This is a genomic window from Dongia rigui, from assembly GCF_034044635.1.
In the GTDB taxonomy this organism is placed as follows: Bacteria; Pseudomonadota; Alphaproteobacteria; order Dongiales; family Dongiaceae; genus Dongia; species Dongia rigui.
This window is the reverse complement of the sequence record NZ_JAXCLX010000004.1, coordinates 202,046-219,431: the sequence shown is the minus strand read 5'-3', so window position 1 is coordinate 219,431 and position 17,386 is coordinate 202,046. Positions and strand designations below refer to the sequence as shown.

Genomic DNA, 17,386 nt, shown 5'->3' with positions numbered 1-17,386 from the left:
TGGGGCGAGTGACGGAACTTGAATCCGCAACCTCCGGAATCACAATCCGGCGCTCTAACCAATTGAGCTACACCCGCCACCGGGGGCGTGGCCGGACGTTGGCCCGGCACGCGGCCAGCGATGTAAACGACCCTACCCCCGCCGTCAAGGATTTGCGGGCCATCCGGGGGGCGCATCCCAGAAAACCCTGCTGTCGCCCAGGTATAACAATCCGTCGCGTAGAGCCTCTCAAGGCGTGGCGCCGGACCTAAACTGCCGATCCGTTCCGGCCGGGCAAACCAGGGCCGGTAAGACCATTTATCCCGGGGAAAGACCAATGCTTCAGCTTGCCGGCGGCATGAGCCGCCTTGGAACCGAATCCGCCTTCGAGGTGCTGGCCCGCGCCAATGCCCTCCGCGCCCAGGGCCGCAGCATCGTCGCCCTCTCCATCGGCCAGCCGGATTTCCAGACCCCGGCCCATATCGTCGAAGCCGGCATGAAGGCCCTCAAGGACGGCCATCACGGCTACACGCCAGCCAATGGCATCCCCGAAGTGCGCCAGGCCGTCGCCGACGACCTCAACCGCCGCCACGGCATCACCACCGTCGACCCCAACAATGTGCTGATCGTGCCGGGCGGCAAGGTCACCATGTATTTCGCCATCATGATGTTCGGCGAACCGGGCGCCGAGATCATCTATCCGAATCCGGGCTTCCCGATCTACGAATCGACCATCAAGTTCTCAGGCGCCACGCCGGTGCCACTGCCGCTCCTTGAGGAGAACGGTTTCGGCTTCAAGGCCGAGGACGTGCTGTCGCGCATCACGCCCAAGACCCGCCTCATTATCGTCAATTCGCCGGCCAATCCGACCGGCGGCATCGTCGAGAAGGACGAGATCGACAAACTGGTGAAGGGTCTGGAGAAGCACCCGAACGTCGCCATCATGTCGGACGAGATCTATTCCGAGATGCTCTATGACGGCAAGGTGCATACCTCGTTCCTGAAGTATCCGCAGATCGCCGACCGCCTGATCATGCTGGATGGCTGGTCGAAGACCTATGCCATGACCGGCTGGCGCATGGGCTATTCGGTCTGGCCCAAGAGCCTCATCGAGCACGCAACCCGCCTGTGCATCAACGTCCATTCCTGCGTCAATGCTTCGGCGCAGTGGGCGGGTCTTGCCGCCCTGACCGGCCCCAAAGACGAAGTTGCCAAGATGATGGTGGCTTTTGACGAACGCCGCCGCTTCACGGTTTCCGAGCTCAACAAGCTGCCGGGCGTTTCCTGCATCACGCCTTATGGCGCTTTCTACGCCTTCCCGAACATCAAGGGCACGGGCTTCAAGTCGAAGGCGCTGGAAGTCGCACTGCTGGACGAAGCTGGCGTCGCCAGCATCGCCGGCACCAGCTTCGGCTCCTACGGCGAAGGCTATCTGCGCATCTCCTATGCCAACTCGATCGAGAACATCGGCGAGGCCATCAAGCGCATCGGCAGCTTCCTGGAAAAGCGCAAGGCCGCCTAAGACGCGGACGATACGTCTGAAGTAAAGAAGGGCGGGAGAAGCGATGGCTTCCCCCGCCCTGCTCTTTTTGCCCCCGATTATTTCGGCAGATCAAGCCGTGGCGAGCTTGCTGGGCGGGGCGCCATAGGCGTTGTCGGCCGGATTACCCGGCACGAAGAGGATGACCAGGCCGACAATGGTCTGCACAGCACTGATTGCCATGGACACGCCTTGCAGCGCTTCGACGAATTGCAGCAAGGCGGCGGCAACGCCAACGCCGATGACCACGACCGCGTATTTCCCAGGCTGGCCGAAATCCTGCAGGCGCTTGGCCATCAGGCAATAATAGGGATAGGCGATGATGGCATAGAGTGCCAGCACCAGGACGCCGCCAAAGACACCCAGAAGGCTTGCCAGAAGATAGGCAACGATCATGTAGGGGACAGTCAGTGCCAGGCTGAAGCCGAAATATGGCAGGCGGGCGATGCGGCCCTGGTCGACGAGGTAAATGCTGCGCAGATCCATCGGAAAGTCCTTTATCTGATTTGGGCGACCCAAGACGGCCCGCCACCCGATATGCAGGCTGTGTCGCGGCGAGCGCAGGAAAGGTTCAACAGCCCGACACAATGACGATCCGATCAGCCTTGGCAGATCGCCATCTTGCATGGATCGCTTCACAGCGCCGCCACCATTGGCTAAGAGTGTTGCATGCCAATCCTATCGACATTCAGCCTGCAGCCTCTGCCCACGGAAGCCGACGCCGTCATTATCGGTGCCGGCATACAGGGCTGTGCTGCGGCCTATTACCTCGCCAAACGCGGTTTGAAAGTTGTCGTTCTGGAGAAGTCGCGCATTGCCGGGCAGCAATCCGGCCGCGCCTGGGGCTTTGTGCGCGCCATGGACCGGGACCCAGCGGAAACACCGCTCATGATTGCCGGCCTCAAACTTTGGCAGGGGCTGGAGGCGGAGCTGGGCCAGGACATCGAATGGCGCCAGGAAGGCAACCTGTTCCTGGCACGCGATGAAGCGGAACTTGCCCGCTTCGAGATCGGCGCTGCGCGCGACCGCATCTTTGGTATCGACGCCAAGGTCATCTCTTCACGAGAAGTGTCGGCACTCATCCCTGGGCTGGTCGATCCTGGGCCAGGTGGTCTCTGGGGACCCAAGGAAGGCCAGGCAGAACCACGCAAGACCTCGCCGGCCCTGGCACGCAAAGCGACTGACCTCGGCGCTCTCTTTTTCGAAGGCTGCGGGGCCGTGGCGATCGACCGTCAGGCCGGTGCGGTCAGTGCGGTTGTCTCCGAAGCCGGCACCATCCGGACCAGAAACGTGGTATTGGCCGCGGGTGCCTCATCTTTTCGCGTGATGAAGAGCCTGGGCCTGTTCTTGCCGCAGCAATTGGCGCGATTCACCTGTTCGCGCACCAATCCACTGCCGGCTTTGAGCCGCATCGCCTTCTATGGCCATCATATCGGCTTCCGGCAGCGCAGCGACGGCAGTCTCAATCTGGCCGAAGAGCTGAAGGTCGATGTCGACATCACCCTTGATCGCTTTCGCGCCCTGGGATCGTTCCTGCCATCGCTGTGGGATAACCGCGACGCAACGGCGCTTTGCGTCAACGAAGTCACAATTCGGGATCTTCTGCATCGCTTACCCTGGCGGCCGGAAGCGCGGCAGAAGTGGATTCACGATCGCGACCCGATCATTCCGCCGAACATGAAGCGCGTTCGCAATGCCGTGGCACAACTGGGGCGCCTCTTCCCCACAGCGGTGGGCGTTCAGGCGATTGAGAGCTGGGCCGGGAATGTCGATCTCATGCCGGATGGCATACCCGTGCTGGGGCCTGTTGCCGAGGTACCGGGCCTGGTACTTGCCACCGGCCTCACTGGCCATGGCTTCGGGATGGGGCCGATCGTCGGTAAGCTGACGAGCGAAATCATCGTCGATGGCAAGCCGAGCCTTGATCTCAATGCCTTCCGCTTCGCCCGCTTTGCCGAGGGCAAGATCGGCCGCTCAAGCACGCGCTACTGAGCGCTCGAGAGTTTTGACGATGTCGGCAGCGGCGGCTTCCCCGCTTGCCATGGCGCCTTCGAACCATCCGGCGGCATCGCGCGCGATGTCTGATGTGGCGAAGGCAAGGTGGCCCGTCAATCGCCAGGTATCCGGCGTGATATCGGCGCCCCGCGCCGGTGCCGACAGCCAAGTCCCACGGGCAAATGGGTCGGCACACCAGTCGTGCCAATCCCAACCGACCAGCTCCGCGGCCGGCGCCAGGCGCGCGAGCGCCGCTTCAACGTCGCGGCGACAATCGGGGCGCCAACGGCCATCGTCGAGGCCAAAGCCCACCGCCAGGACCGTCCCATCCTGCCCCTGATAGGGAACGAACAGCCACTCCAGAGCGTGCCGGCCGCCCGTCGCCAGATAACCTGGCTGCAGACCTTTGAGGCGGAGCCACAGCTTCACGGCGCGGCCGTCATGGCCACGCGTGGCGGCGCGCTGTTGTACTGGCGACAGGGCGTCGCCGAAATCGATGTCGCGCAGGACATTGAACGGCAGGGCCACAATGGCGGCACGGGATGTCAGCGACCGACCGTCACGCGCCGTCACGCGCACAAGGTCCGCACTCTGTTCGATCTGCGCCACGGGAAAGCCCAGTTGCAGCTTGGCGCCCGCGCTCGAGATCATACGCTCGACCAGCGTGGAAACGCCGGGCGACGGCGTGTGTGTCAACGCCTTCATCATGCCTTCGGGCGTGCCGTCGATATAGCCGCAAGAGGCCAGGAATTCGCCGGCCGAGACGGTGGCCGGATCGCCGGAACCGGAAATGGCCCACCAGGCCATGATCTGCGCCTCGGTCGCCGGCATCACCCTGTGGCGCGCCATGTATTCATCGAGCGTGATCGATAGCAGCGGTGCGCCGGCGGCATTGGTGTCAAAACCAGCCTTCAACCTTCTGGCGTCCGCGGCGATAGCAGCCATGACAGTTTCGTAATGGTCGCGCTCGCTTGCGGCGACGGGATTATCCTGGCGCAGGGCCGTGCCGTCGTGCCAAAGGCGCTGTCCCATCGGGACGGTCGGGACCAGCTCTATGGCGTGCCGCCGACACGCTTCTTGCATGCGCGAATGCCACGGCGTGATCCACGAACCGCCGAACTCAAGGGTCGGTGCCAGATGGCCGAAGCCACGGGTATAGCCGCGCCCGCCCACATGTTCCTTCGCTTCGACCATGAGCACGGAATGACCGGCGACGGCCAGTTTTTCGGCGGCGGTGGCGCCGGCAAGGCCAGCGCCAATGATGAGTATCTCGCTTTGCATGGCGCGGATCCTGCCTGCCCTCGCGGTGCCGCTCAAGGGCCTAATTTTACCCCTGCACAATATTTGTGCAGCGCAGCCCACAAAGCAGGCAGTCGATCGGAAGCTCACCGCGCGAGCCTAGTATTTACAATACGTTACAGGCTGGCACGGGCTTTGCTCTATCGCGCCAGCAGCCTCGACGTGGCGCAAGTAGCACTGGCAACAACACTGGGGAATCCCATGAAGAAAATCGAAGCCATCATCAAGCCGTTCAAGCTCGATGAAGTGAAAGACGCCCTCCACGAGGTTGGCATCCAAGGCATCACCGTCACCGAGGCCAAGGGCTTCGGGCGCCAGAAGGGCCACACCGAACTCTATCGCGGTGCCGAATACGTCGTCGATTTTCTGCCCAAGATGAAGATCGAAGTCGTCCTCGATGATGCCCTGGTTGAACGCGCCATCGAAGCCATCCGCCAGGCTGCCGCCACCGGCCGCATCGGCGATGGCAAGATCTTTGTCACCAACATCGAAGAAGTGGTCCGCATCCGCACTGGCGAACGCGGCCTCGACGCCATCTAAGCCTGACCAGAAACACCTTCAAAAAACGACATCGCAAGGAAACATCCCATGTCTGACATCAAGACGATCCTCAATCTGATCAAAGAACAGGACGTCAAGTACGTCGACTTCCGCTTTACCGATCCGCTGGGTCAGTGGCACCACCTCGCCCATCACGTTTCGACCGTGAACGAGGATCTGCTGACCGAAGGCGTCATGTTCGACGGTTCGTCGATCGCCGGCTGGAAGGCCATCAACGAAAGCGACATGACGCTGGCCCCGGACCTCAGCACGGCCGTGCTCGACCCGTTCGCCGCGCAGACCTCGCTCATCATCTATTGCGACGTGCTGGAGCCGCTCACGGGCCAGAACTACGGCCGTGATCCGCGTTCGATCGCCAAGCGTGCCGAAGCCTTCGTGAAGAGCTCGGGCGTGGGCGACACCATCTATGTCGGTCCGGAAGCGGAATTCTTCGTTTTCGATGACGTGCGTTACACCGTCTCGATGCAGAAGACCTCGGTCGAGTTCACCTCGGAAGAGGCGTCCTATGTCAGCGACAAGAAGTTCGAGGAAGGTAACCACGGTCACCGCATGAAGGTGAAGGGTGGCTACTTCCCGGTGGCCCCGCTGGATTCGGCCGGCGACCTCCGCGCCGAAATGCTGACCACCCTCGCTGCCATGGGCGTCGAAGTCGAAAAGCATCACCACGAAGTGGCGCCGGCCCAGCATGAGCTGGGCGTGAAGTTTGGCACGCTCGTGCAGTGCGCCGATGCCATGCAGAAGTACAAGTATGTCGTGAAGAACGTCGCTCATGCCTATGGCAAGACCGCGACCTTCATGCCGAAACCCGTAAAGGGCGATAACGGCTCGGGCATGCATGTGCACCAGTCGATCTGGAAGAACGGCCAGCCGCTCTTCGCCGGCAACGGCTATGCGGATCTCTCCGAGACCTGCCTCTATTACATCGGCGGCATCATTAAGCATGCGAAGGCCCTCAACGCCTTCACCAACCCCTCGACCAACAGCTATAAGCGCCTGATCCCGGGCTTCGAAGCGCCGGTGCTCCTCGCCTACTCGTCGCGCAACCGTTCGGCTTCATGCCGTATCCCTTATACGGCAAGCCCGAAGGGCAAGCGCGTCGAAGTCCGCTTCCCGGATCCGACCGCGAACGTCTATCTCGCCTTCTCCGCCATGGTGATGGCAGGCCTCGACGGCATCGCGAACAAGATCCATCCGGGCGATCCGATGGACAAGAACCTCTATGACCTTCCGCCGGAAGAGTTGAAGCAGGTTCCGACGGTCTGCGGCAGCCTGCGTGAAGCCCTGGAAGCCCTCTCGGCCGACAACTCGTTCCTGCTCAAGGGCGATGTCTTCACGAAGGACTTCATCGACTCCTATCTGGAACTGAAGTGGGAAGAGGTCTACGCCCTCGAACACACCCCGCATCCGATCGAATTCCAGATGTACTACTCGTCCTAATAGAATCCTTGCGGCAGTACCAACTGAGCGGCTGGGGCAACCCAGCCGCCTTTTTTTTCTCAGCATCACGGAGATTATTCCCAAGATCAACTTAAGGAACAATTCACGGTATTAATCCAAAATGCTCTTCAACTTAGTTAGGGGGCATTGATGAAGAACAAGATGTCACTTCGCAGCCGGCTCCTTATCGCCAGTGTCGCTGCCGTCATAGGGCTCGCAATCACTGCGGGACTTGGCCTTTTCGGGATGCTGCTTAGCAATGCCGGCCTCGACGTCTCGATCACATCGACCAGCGCGGTGCTCAACCAGAAGCAGGCCGACATGATGCACGACGCGTTGCGCGGCGACGTGCTGTTCGCGTTGGTGACGGGGCCTTATGGCGCACCGGAGGATCAGGAAGCGATCAAGACTGACCTTGCCGACCACGTCGCGTCATTTGAGGAATCCATCGCCAAGTTGCAGGCCCTGCCGCTTGCGCCCGAGATACGCAAAGCGGTCGACGACGTTGTGCCACCGCTTCACGCCTATATCGCCGCGGCCAAGGAAATCGTTCTGGTCGCCCTTGCCGACACGGTCGCAGGACGAGAGAAATTCCCGCAGTTCATGACCGCCTTCACGGATCTTGAAGGTCGTATGGAAGCGCTGGGAGAATTGATCGAGCAGTTCGGAAACAGCGCTGGCACGGATGCCCAGGGCACCAACAGCAAGTTGATTACCTTGATCGCTGCCGCATCGGTTCTTGCGACTATCATCCTCATTACCGTCAATTGGATCATTGCCGGCAGCATTACCGGACCAATCCGCGGGATGATCGTTGCCATGGGACGCCTTGCCGCCGGAGAACGAGAAACGGACGTTCCGGGCCTCGATCGCGGGGACGAGGTCGGCCAGATGGCGCAGGCTGTCCAAGTCTTCAAGGACAACGCCATTCGCGCCGAAGGGATGGCGGAGCGGCAAGCCCAGGAGCAACAGCGGCGCGAGGAACGCACGCGGCAGATTGAAACGCTGTGCCAAGATTTCGACCGGATGGTGACGAAGCGCCTGCAAACCGTAGTCGGTGCGGTGGCGCAGATGGAGGGCACGGCACAGTCCATGACTCATGTGGCCGAGGAGACCGCAACCGAAGCAGGGCGCGTCAGCGCGACGGCCGAGGGGGCTTCGGCAAGCGTCAACTCGGTCGCCGCAGCGACCGAGGAACTGACCGCTTCGATCGGCGAAATCGGCTCACAGATGTCCCGCTCTCGCCAAATCGCAGGCCAGGCCGCGAGTGAAGCGGTTTCGACCAACGCCCAGATCAAGAAGCTGGCCGACGCCGCCCAGAAAATCGGTGCGGTCGTGCAGATGATTACCGACATCGCCAGTCAGACCAATCTGCTGGCCCTCAACGCCACGATCGAAGCGGCGCGCGCCGGCGAGGCAGGAAAAGGATTTGCCGTGGTGGCTTCTGAAGTTAAGAACCTTGCCAATCAAACCGGTAAGGCCACTGAAGACATCTCGCAGCAGATCAACGGTATCCAAAATGAAACCGGCCAAGCGGTGCAGGCCATCGAGCACATCGCCAGCACGATTGAGGAGATCAACCAGATTACCGGTAGCGTCGCCGCGGCGGTGGAAGAACAGAATGCGGCGACCAAGGAAATCGCCGAGAGCATTGAGCGTGCGGCCACCGGTACGCGCGATATGTCAGCCAGCATCCAGACTGTCACGAATGCCGCCAATCAGACCGGCAGCGCGGCCACCCAACTGCTGGATTCAAGCAACTCCCTCTCCGCCGAGGCCAGGGCATTGCGCGAAGAGGTGGAGCAGTTCCTGTCCACCATTCGTAAATTGTAGTGCCGGGATGACCCGCAAGCGGTATGGGGCGACCCAGATATTTGCTGTCGCCAACGCTGCTATTTCAGGCGACCCTTGCGCCGGCGCGAGAAGGTCGAGCATTTCCCGTCGACCATCCCGGAAACCTCTTTAGGCGTTCCGATAGCTGGCCGCGACCTCGCAGTAATGCCTCGCCGAATAAGCAAAATATGCCATTTCCTTATCGGTGAGCGCGCGCATCAACTTGGCTGGGGAGCCGGCCCACAACTCCCCTTTGCGAATGCGCTTACCGGGGGTCACCAGTGCGCCAGCAGCGACCATCCCCCCACTCTCAACATGAACGCCATCCATCAGGCAGGCCTTCATACCAATAAAGGCACCGTCTTCCACCGTGCAGGCATGTAATAGAGCCATGTGACCAACCGTCACATCGGCGCCGATGGTGGTTCTGGTGCCGGCTGCCCCTTCCCGCTCATGATTGACATGGATGACGGTACCGTCCTGAATGTTGGTGCGGGGGCCGATCTTGATGGTGTTGGAGTCACCGCGCAGCACACAGCCAAACCAGATCGATGCCTCTGCACCGATCTCGACCGCGCCGATTACGACCGCTGTGGGTGCCACGAAAGCACCGGGCGCAATCACCGGCAGTACCCCCTTGAAGGGCATCACGATTGCGCTCATGGCTAAAGCCCCAGCATCAGACGGATGTTCTGGACGGCAGCACCTGACGCGCCCTTCCCCAGATTGTCGAGGCGTGCCACCAGTACGGCTTGGCCGACTGCGTCATTGGCAAAGACCCGCAGTTCAAGCTTGTCGGTGTTGTTGAGTGCCTCCGGCTCCAGCTTGCCACTGCTCTCGGCATCCAGGACCGACACAAGTGCGGCACCGGCGAAATGGGCGGCAAGAGCTGCCTGCAGATCCGCGGCCTTCGGCTTGCCCGGCAGCGTATCGAGATGCAGCGGAACCGAGACCAGCATGCCCTGGCGGAAATGCCCGACCGATGGCACGAAGATCGGGCGGCGCGTCAGCTTCCCGAACGTCATCAACTCTGGGACATGCTTGTGCGCAAGGCCCAGCGCATAGAGTTCGAAGGCCGGACCGCCGTCCTTGTCGTGGGCCTCGATCATGGACTTGCCGCCGCCGGAATACCCGCTCACCGCGTTGATCGTGACTGGGTAATCGGCGGGCATTACCCCCGCATCGACGAGCGGCCGCAGCAGCGCGATGCCACCGGTCGGATAGCAGCCGGGATTGCTCACCTTCCGCGCCGCGGCAATTCTCTCGGCATGGCCCCGCGCCATTTCCGGAAAACCATAGACCCAGTCGGGTGCCACCCGGAACGCGGTACTGGCATCGAGGATTTTTGGAGCCCTCGCGCCCAGGCTGTCGGCGAGCGCCACAGATTCCCTGGCCGCGTCATCCGGCAGGCACAGCACAACCAGATCAACATCGCCCATCACCGCACGGCGCGCCTCCGGGTCCTTTCGCTTGTCGCCCGTCAGGCTCTTCAGCTCGATGCCCGCAACGTTCTGCAAGCGATCGCGTATGCCAAGGCCGGTCGTGCCAGCTTCGCCGTCGATGAAAATCCTGGCTGATGTCGCCATGTCGCCCTTCCGAGAATGGGGCCGGATTGTGCCCAAAGAAAAAGGGGTGCGCAATGCGCACCCCTTTTGCCAAGCCCAGCGAAGTGATTGGGCTGGTAGACGCGCTTAACGCTTCGAGAACTGGAAGCTGCGGCGAGCCTTGGCCCGGCCGTACTTCTTACGCTCGACGGTACGGCTGTCACGGGTGAGGAAGCCCTCGGCCTTCAAGGGACCACGGAGGTCCGGCTCAAAATAGGTGAGCGCCTTGCTGATGCCGTGACGAACGGCACCGGCCTGGCCCGAAAGACCACCACCGACGACGGTGACGGTGACATCGAACTGGCCAGCGCGGTTCACGATGCCGAACGGCTGGTTGATCATCATGCGGAGCACCGGACGGGCAAAATAGACCGTCACGTCGCGACCGTTGACCGAGATCTTGCCGGTGCCCGGCTTAATCCAGACACGGGCGATGGCGTCCTTACGCTTGCCGGTCGCATAGGCGCGACCCTGGGCATCGACCTTGCGCTCATACTTCGGCGCAGCGGCCGGAGCGGCAGAGCCAGCAGCGGCAACGCCACGGGTGGCGCTGCGGAGGTCCTTCAGATCGGTGATCTTCTGCGGTTCTTGCGCCATGATTACGCAATCCTCTTGTTCTTCGGGTTCATCGCGGCGACGTCGAGCGTCACGGGCGACTGGCCTTCATGCGGATGCGCCGTGCCGGCGTAAACGCGGAGATTCTTCATCTGGGCGCGGCCGAGCGGACCACGGGGGACCATGCGCTCGACAGCCTTGATGATCAGGCGTTCGGGGTGCTTGCCACCGAGGATCTTGCCCCAGGCACGCTCCTTGATACCGCCCGGGTGACCGGTGTGGTAATAGAAGATCTTGTCTTCCAGCTTGTTGCCGGTGACACGGACCTTCTCCGCGTTGATGATGATGATGTTGTCGCCGCAATCGACATGCGGCGTGAACGTAACTTTGTGCTTACCGCGGAGATGGTTGGCGACGATCGACGCCAAGCGGCCCAACACGACGCCTTCGGCATCGATCAGGACCCACTTTTTCACCACCTCGGCCGGCTTGGCGGAAAAGGTCTTCATGACACTTCACTCAAGCGTAATTGCCGTCGAAGGGACCGCCCCTTCGCTCTCGCAGCGGGTGATAAAGGCTGCTCCGCTGTCTGTCAACGGGAATATCGGCGGGCATTGATATTCTCATCAACGAATTCAATGAGTTAATGTACGGTATTTAAATACCCGCAGACATCCATATGGAGTTCTGGACATTTTTAGCCGGGCTGTCAATTATGCTGGAAATCAATAACTTACGGTAGGGATCGGTGCCTGAAGTGGACCTAGCGGCGCTCTCGGATGAGGCGCTGAACCAACATTTCATGCCTAGAATCGCGGTTCCGGACCACGAATCCTGGCTCAATCAGGACCTCGGCACATCTGCCCGGATCCGCACGGCCCTGGCGGCAGAGGGGCGTGCCCGCCTCGATTGCAGATACGGCCCCGGCCCCCGGCAACTGATCGACCTCTTCCCCGCCACCTCGCCCGAGGCGCCTATTCTGGTCTGGATCCACGGGGGATATTGGCGTGCCCTGTCCAAGGAGCATTACACCAATATTGTGCCACCCTTCCTTGCCAGCGGAGCAGCCGTGGCCCTGGTGGGGTATGATCTGTGTCCAACCGTCTCACTGACAGCTTTGCTGGCGCAGACCCGCGACGCCCTGCGTTGGGTGCGGAGCCATGCTGCGGAAATGCAGGGGCATCCAGATCGCATAACGCTTGCCGGCAATTCGGCCGGCGCCCATATCTGTGCCATGGCCTTGCAACATGACTGGCCGCGCGATGGATTTTCGCCAGAAAGCATCCGCGCCGCCGCCCTAATCACCGGCATATATGATATTGCCCCCGTTTTGCGCCTTCCCGTCCAGCAGGAGGTTCGTCTGACGGCTGACGAGGCTATCGGCCTTTCGCCGCTCAAACTTCCCATTTTGAGCAAGGCACGCACGTTGGTGTCGGCGGGTGCGAACGAGCCTGCACTCTGGGTGGCCCAGTCACGCAGCTATCATGAGAAATTGATTGGCGCCGGCGCAGAGAGCGCGCTGATGATCATCCCTGAAAGACATCACTTCTCCATCACACGGGATTTGAGTGACGCGCAGGCGCCGCTAACGGCCGCCGTGACCGAGTTGCTGCACACATGACCGACTACACCCGATCAAGCAACGCCATCTATGACCGCATCGGCAGCGGCTACGATCGCACGCGTCGCGCCGACCCAACACTCGCGGCCGAAATCGCCAAGCTGCTGAATGTGACCTTTCCCGAACCGGTGCTGGATATCGGGTGCGGAACCGGCAACTACACCATCGCTGTTGCCGATCGGCGCGTGGTCACGATCGGGCTGGATCAATCGACGCTTATGCTGCGCCGGGCGCATGTGAAGGAACCACGCCTGTCATGGGTCGGCGGCGATGCCGAGGCACTTCCCTTCGCCGACGGTAGCTTTGCCGGCGCGTTCTGCACCATGACGCTGCATCATCTGCGCGATTTCGACGCCGTCTTCTCGGAAATCGCCCGCGTCCTCAAGCCTGGCGGCCGCTTCGTGGCGTTTACGGCCCTGCCGGAGCAGGCCCGGCAGTTCTGGCTTAACGCCTATTTCCCGGAACTGATGCGCCGCGCGGTGGAGCGTATGCCCGGCCGCGCACGCATCGAGAACTCGCTGGCGACTGCCGGACTGCGCCTGTCGCAAGTGGTGCCGTTCAACGTTCCCGCCCAGCCCGTCGACTTCGTCCTTTATTGTGGCAAGCACAAGCCGGAACTCTATTTCGACGCCAAAGTCCGCGGGAACATTTTCGCGTTCACGGCGCTCGACCTGGGTCAGGAGATCGGCGAAGGACTCGCAAGGCTCGACGCCGATCTGGAGAGTGGTCGATTTGCCGAGATCCGGGCCGGATTCTCGGAGGCGCAAGGCGACTACGTTCTCCTTGTTGCCGAAAAGGCCTAGAACGCCTCGCCCAGAGGCATCAGACGCAGCCCCTTGCGCAGGCGGCGATAAGGCAGCGCACGATTGTCGACGGGATTGTCGCCGGCAGCCGCGACAACCAGGATTTCCTCGGCTATCGGCTGGAAGTCGGCGCGAAAATGGACCGAGCTTTTGAGGGCCAGGATTTTTGCCGCACTCGGATCGACGCCGAGGTGCCGCAACATGGCCTGATCCGCTGCCTGCTGCTTGCGGCTGGTGACCACAATCTTTGTGCCGCCAATACCCAGGAGCGCCATCGGCCCCAATTGCATGTGATTGCCACGATAGAATGGGCCAGTCGCCTTGAAACTGCCGTCGCCCAGGGCCAGCACCTTGAAGCGGCCACGAAATTTCTCAAGGCCCGGCGATCCGCACCACGCGCCGATCCCCCGTTCAAAGCTGCCGTGCAAGCCTGTTTCATGGGCGATGCGGGCCGTCTCGGGGTCGTAGAGGTTGGCAAAGACAGCCCCCTCCGCCTTCAGGCTGACGAGCGATTCAAGCAGATCGACAGAATCCGAATTGCCACCAGCACCCGGATTGTCTTGGGTGTCTGCCAGAATGATCGGCCGCGTCGCCGTGGCTCCCTTGGCCATCGCGTAGCGCACGGCCTCGTCCTTCTGCCAGATCTTCCCAGCGAACTCCCGCTCGGCGGCGTTGACGAGGCCGATCAAGCGATCCGCTTCGCTTTCGGCAAAGGCCGCATCCTCGGCGTAGACCACCACGGCCGGGCCGCATTCGGCGATATCGGCCGGTGGGAAACCGAAGGCAAAGGATGCACTTGCTGCCCGCCCCTGCCCCTCGGCCTCACCAACGACGCGGTAGAGTGACGCGGCCGGATTAATCAGCGTACATTGCCAAGGCAGCGGCACCAGGAAATCGGCACGACGCATTGCCTTGGCAAGCGGCCCATGGCGCAACAGCCGCTCCATGATTTCAGCCGCACGCCCGCCGGTCTCGGCCAGATCGACATGCGGGTAGGTTCGGCAAACAACGAGTGCCGACGCGTGGCGCAGCATGCGCTCGGTCAAATTGGCATGGAGGTCCAGACTGACGACGATCGGCAGCCGTGGACCGACCATGGCGCGAATCCGTTCCAGCAGTTCGCCTTCGCCATCCTCGTGATGCTCCGTCACCATGGCGCCATGGAGATCAAGATAGAGCGCATCGAGCTTGGATTGGCTGCTGATGAGTGCAAGCAAGTCGGCGGCGATCCGCTCGAACGCGTCCTTCTCGACATGGGCCGACGGAGAGGCTGAGCACCACAGAAGTGGGATCAACTCATGGCCGAGCGCCCTGGCTTGCTCGATGAAGCCTGGCAGTGGCAGATTTATGCCCTGGAAAGTCTCAAAAATCGCCGCGCCACGCGTGAGGCCCGGCCAACCATCGGCTTGCTCGAAATCCTGATAGCTCGCCCGTACCGGGGCGAATGTGTTGGTCTCGTGCTGAAACCCGCCGATCGCAATCCGTGCCATGTCAAATGCCCCGGTGGGGCCTCCATCAAATGAGCTGAAGTCACCCAAAAGGATTTTGGGAAGATAATCAATACTTGGCGCCGATAGGCCTTTGTGAAATCCTCGCGACCCGTGAGGATTTGGGGGCAACGACTCGCGATGGGACAAGCACCGATTTTCATGATTGAGGATGTCGATACGGCGACCCAACATGCGGCGACCGCCATTGCCGAAATGGCGATGCGCGAAATATCGCCGACGCCGGGCAATTTTTGCGTCTGGTACAACTACATTTCGGGTTCGGTGCCGGAATTGCGACGCGACCTTGATGCCTTGCTGCTGAGCGGCAAGACTGTTTCCGCCAGCAATATCCAGAATCTGTTCGACAAGTATTTCCGCGAACCCGATGCCGAAGAACGCTTGCATCAAACGGGCGACGATCTTCAGAACACATTGACCGATGTCATTCGCCAGGTCACGCAGGCCGGCCTGGACGCCAATGAGTTCGGCAAAACTCTCACCAAGGCGAACAGTTCGCTGGGCACCGGTCGCATCGATTCCGCTTCCATGAAGGATCTGGTTGGCGAGTTGATTACCGCCACCAAGCTCATCGGCCAGCGCAATCAGGCACTGGAAGCTCAGCTCAAGCAGAGCTCGGCCAAAGTAACGGCCTTGCAATCGCGCCTCGATGCCGCAAGGCGTGACGCCTTGACCGACGCCTTGACTGGTATCGGCAACCGCAAGAGCTTTGATCTTGCCGTGCAGTTCCGAGCGCAACAAGCAACCGAGCAGAAAAGTGATCTGTGTCTTCTCATCATGGACATCGACCACTTCAAGAAATTCAACGACAGCTTTGGCCATCGTGTCGGCGATCAAGTATTAAAACTTGTTGGCACCAAACTGAAACAAGCCATCGGCGGCAATGATAGTGCTGCCCGTTACGGCGGCGAAGAATTCGCCGTGCTGATGCCGCAGACTAAAATGTTCGATGCGGTTGACCGCGCCGACAAATTCCGCACCGGGCTTGGCGCGCATTCGCTGAAAAACAGATCCACCGGCCAGGTCTACGGTGCTGTCACCGTCTCGATCGGTGTCGCACGCTACCGCGCCGGCGAGTCACTCGAAGGTTTCATCACGCGTGCCGACCAGGCGCTTTATCGCGCCAAGAAAGAAGGCCGCAATCGCGTCGTTGCTGAAGCGTCATAACCGGATCAGGCGGTTGCTGACGGCATTGACCCTTTCCCCATTTGCCGGGAAATGGGTTGCCAGCACTTTCGATAGCGCAGCGATCGCCTCGATATAACCCGCCTCAAGCGCACCAGTTCGCACTTTGTCGGTAAAGGCATCAATGATGCCTTGCCATTGCGCCTGATCGACTTTGGCGTCGATCGCTTCGTCGGCGATAATCTCGACATGCCGTTCGGCCACGCTGACAAAGAACATGACGGCATTGCGCTCCAATGTCCGCGCCAGTCCTTGCTCCAGGAAGATCGCGCGCGCGAGGCGTTGCGCAGCAGTATGCAAAACATGACCCGGCGTCAGCCGGTCGCCCAGAGGCGTCAATTCCAGCACCGCCAGCAAGACGATGAAGGTTGCAAACTCGGTGAGAAGGACACGGGACGTGTCGGACCAGGGCACCCATGCCCAGACCACGATCCCGGCCAAGAATGCGCCGATCGTCGAAAGGGCGATGCCGGTGGCGCGATAGTCGCTGGCCCGGCCTGCAATGACGGCGACAAGCTCGGCACGAGAGCGCAACTCGGCCGCCGCGATTGCCGTTTCGATGCGGTTCTGCGCGTCTTTATCGATCACGCCCAGCCTCCTACCATTTGCCACTGGCCCCGCCGCCGCCGAAGGAACCGCCGCCACCGGAGAAGCCGCCACCGGAACTGCCGAAAGAACTCGAACGCGAGGAGGATGGCCCGGTGCTTCTGTCGACATACCAGACATAGCGGTTGCGCTCTTTGTCCCAGCGCCGCCGTAGGCTCATCAGGAGCCCCACCATGATTGCCCCACCAAAGAAGAGAAACGGAATCACTGGATCAGGGACCACGAAGCCGTGGGAGCCGTCATGCGCATAATTCGGCTGCGATGGCGGCTTATACGTCCCATCAAGCGCCGCCAGAATGCCATCCAGTCCCGCCGCAACCCCACCCTCCATGTCGCCCCGCTTGAAATGCGGTATCACATTGGACTGGATGATCGCGTTGGCGGTTGCGTCGGGCAGGCTCCCTTCAAGTCCGTAGCCCACTTCGATGCGCAGTTCCCGGTCCTTGGGTGCAATCAGAAAGACGATGCCGTTATCTTTGCCCTTCTGCCCGATGCCCCAACCACGGCCGAGCATAAGGCCCCAATCCTCAATCGGGCGTCCCATAAGATCAGGCAAGGTGACGACGACGATCTGACCGCCGGTGGCATTCTCATGCGCCTCGATTTTGGCGGAAAGCGCTGTCTCGACTGACTGTGACAGGATTCCAGCAAGATCCACGACACGTCCTGTTAACGCAGGCAACGCCGGCGTTTCGGCACGCGCAATAAATGGCTGACCGGCGAGCAGAAGCACGGCCAAAACCGTCATCCGACAAAGCGCTTTGATTATCGCGACCATTTCCGCATCGCTCCCCCGCCATCATTCGAACGATCTGGCCCGCGGAGGCCCCCCACGGCGACAAACGATTAACGAAGTACTG

At 61.2% G+C, this 17,386-nt stretch carries 17 protein-coding genes and 1 tRNA gene; 8 read left to right on the top strand and 10 right to left on the bottom strand.

Going from position 1 to position 17,386, the window contains the following annotated elements; all coding sequences use genetic code 11:
* Positions 1–77, bottom strand: a tRNA-His gene (locus SMD31_RS19840).
* Positions 78–316: 239 nt separating this feature from the next.
* Here SMD31_RS19840 and SMD31_RS19835 point away from each other — a divergent pair.
* Positions 317–1,501 (top strand): pyridoxal phosphate-dependent aminotransferase, encoded by a 1,185-nt coding sequence (locus SMD31_RS19835; protein WP_320502675.1) that lies wholly within the window; start codon positions 317–319, stop codon positions 1,499–1,501.
* Positions 1,502–1,591: 90 nt separating this feature from the next.
* Here SMD31_RS19835 and SMD31_RS19830 read toward each other — a convergent pair whose 3' ends face one another.
* Positions 1,592–2,005: a DUF805 domain-containing protein gene (locus tag SMD31_RS19830; protein ID WP_320502674.1), complete on the bottom strand. Its 414-nt coding sequence runs from the start codon at positions 2,003–2,005 to the stop codon at positions 1,592–1,594.
* Between the two features lie 183 nt (positions 2,006–2,188).
* Between SMD31_RS19830 and SMD31_RS19825 the strand changes: the two genes are divergently transcribed.
* The gene (locus tag SMD31_RS19825) at positions 2,189–3,511 is read left to right on the top strand and encodes an NAD(P)/FAD-dependent oxidoreductase (protein WP_320502673.1); all 1,323 of its coding nucleotides are present in this window, start codon (positions 2,189–2,191) and stop codon (positions 3,509–3,511) included.
* Here the strand turns inward: SMD31_RS19825 and SMD31_RS19820 are convergent.
* Positions 3,494–4,795 (bottom strand): flavin monoamine oxidase family protein, encoded by a 1,302-nt coding sequence (locus tag SMD31_RS19820; protein WP_320502672.1) that lies wholly within the window; start codon positions 4,793–4,795, stop codon positions 3,494–3,496. The genes SMD31_RS19825 and SMD31_RS19820 overlap by 18 nt on opposite strands.
* 219 nt (positions 4,796–5,014) lie before the next feature.
* Here SMD31_RS19820 and SMD31_RS19815 point away from each other — a divergent pair, with 219 nt between their 5' ends.
* From SMD31_RS19815 to SMD31_RS19805, 3 genes are all read left to right on the top strand, one after another.
* The gene (locus tag SMD31_RS19815) at positions 5,015–5,353 is read left to right on the top strand and encodes a P-II family nitrogen regulator (protein WP_133613898.1); all 339 of its coding nucleotides are present in this window, start codon (positions 5,015–5,017) and stop codon (positions 5,351–5,353) included.
* Between the two features lie 48 nt (positions 5,354–5,401).
* On the top strand, positions 5,402–6,811 hold the full coding sequence (glnA, locus tag SMD31_RS19810) for a type I glutamate--ammonia ligase (RefSeq protein ID WP_320502671.1): 1,410 nt from the start codon (positions 5,402–5,404) through the stop codon (positions 6,809–6,811).
* 150 nt (positions 6,812–6,961) lie between these two features.
* Entirely contained in the window at positions 6,962–8,644 is a 1,683-nt protein-coding gene (locus SMD31_RS19805; protein WP_320502670.1) for a methyl-accepting chemotaxis protein, read from the top strand.
* A gap of 129 nt (positions 8,645–8,773) precedes the next feature.
* Here SMD31_RS19805 and SMD31_RS19800 read toward each other — a convergent pair whose 3' ends face one another.
* From SMD31_RS19800 to rplM, 4 genes are all read right to left on the bottom strand, one after another.
* The gene (locus SMD31_RS19800) at positions 8,774–9,307 is read right to left on the bottom strand and encodes a gamma carbonic anhydrase family protein (protein ID WP_320502669.1); all 534 of its coding nucleotides are present in this window, start codon (positions 9,305–9,307) and stop codon (positions 8,774–8,776) included.
* A gap of 2 nt (positions 9,308–9,309) precedes the next feature.
* Positions 9,310–10,230, bottom strand: coding sequence for an N-acetyl-gamma-glutamyl-phosphate reductase (gene argC, locus SMD31_RS19795; protein WP_320502668.1), 921 nt, complete (start codon positions 10,228–10,230; stop codon positions 9,310–9,312).
* Positions 10,231–10,335: 105 nt separating this feature from the next.
* Complete coding sequence (rpsI, locus tag SMD31_RS19790) at positions 10,336–10,845, bottom strand: 30S ribosomal protein S9 (RefSeq protein ID WP_320502667.1); 510 nt, start codon at positions 10,843–10,845, stop codon at positions 10,336–10,338.
* A gap of 2 nt (positions 10,846–10,847) precedes the next feature.
* On the bottom strand, positions 10,848–11,312 hold the full coding sequence (gene rplM, locus SMD31_RS19785) for a 50S ribosomal protein L13 (RefSeq protein ID WP_320502666.1): 465 nt from the start codon (positions 11,310–11,312) through the stop codon (positions 10,848–10,850).
* 239 nt (positions 11,313–11,551) lie between these two features.
* Here rplM and SMD31_RS19780 point away from each other — a divergent pair, with 239 nt between their 5' ends.
* Complete coding sequence (locus SMD31_RS19780; RefSeq protein WP_320502665.1) at positions 11,552–12,424, top strand: alpha/beta hydrolase; 873 nt, start codon at positions 11,552–11,554, stop codon at positions 12,422–12,424.
* Entirely contained in the window at positions 12,421–13,227 is an 807-nt protein-coding gene (locus SMD31_RS19775; protein ID WP_320502664.1) for a class I SAM-dependent methyltransferase, read from the top strand. Before SMD31_RS19780 ends, SMD31_RS19775 begins: the two co-directional genes overlap by 4 nt.
* On the opposite strand, the gene SMD31_RS19770 is transcribed toward SMD31_RS19775, so the two are convergent.
* On the bottom strand, positions 13,224–14,717 hold the full coding sequence (locus SMD31_RS19770; protein WP_320502663.1) for a M81 family metallopeptidase: 1,494 nt from the start codon (positions 14,715–14,717) through the stop codon (positions 13,224–13,226). The genes SMD31_RS19775 and SMD31_RS19770 overlap by 4 nt on opposite strands.
* Positions 14,718–14,810: 93 nt before the next feature.
* On the opposite strand from SMD31_RS19770, the gene SMD31_RS19765 reads away from it, so the two are divergent.
* Positions 14,811–15,902: a GGDEF domain-containing protein gene (locus tag SMD31_RS19765; protein ID WP_320502662.1), complete on the top strand. Its 1,092-nt coding sequence runs from the start codon at positions 14,811–14,813 to the stop codon at positions 15,900–15,902.
* On the opposite strand, the gene SMD31_RS19760 is transcribed toward SMD31_RS19765, so the two are convergent.
* Together SMD31_RS19760 and SMD31_RS19755 are read right to left on the bottom strand one after the other, a co-directional pair.
* Positions 15,897–16,565, bottom strand: coding sequence for a TPM domain-containing protein (locus SMD31_RS19760; protein ID WP_320502661.1), 669 nt, complete (start codon positions 16,563–16,565; stop codon positions 15,897–15,899). The genes SMD31_RS19765 and SMD31_RS19760 overlap by 6 nt on opposite strands.
* Positions 16,519–17,304 (bottom strand): TPM domain-containing protein, encoded by a 786-nt coding sequence (locus tag SMD31_RS19755; protein ID WP_320502660.1) that lies wholly within the window; start codon positions 17,302–17,304, stop codon positions 16,519–16,521. Before SMD31_RS19755 ends, SMD31_RS19760 begins: the two co-directional genes overlap by 47 nt.
* Positions 17,305–17,386: the final 82 nt, after the last annotated feature.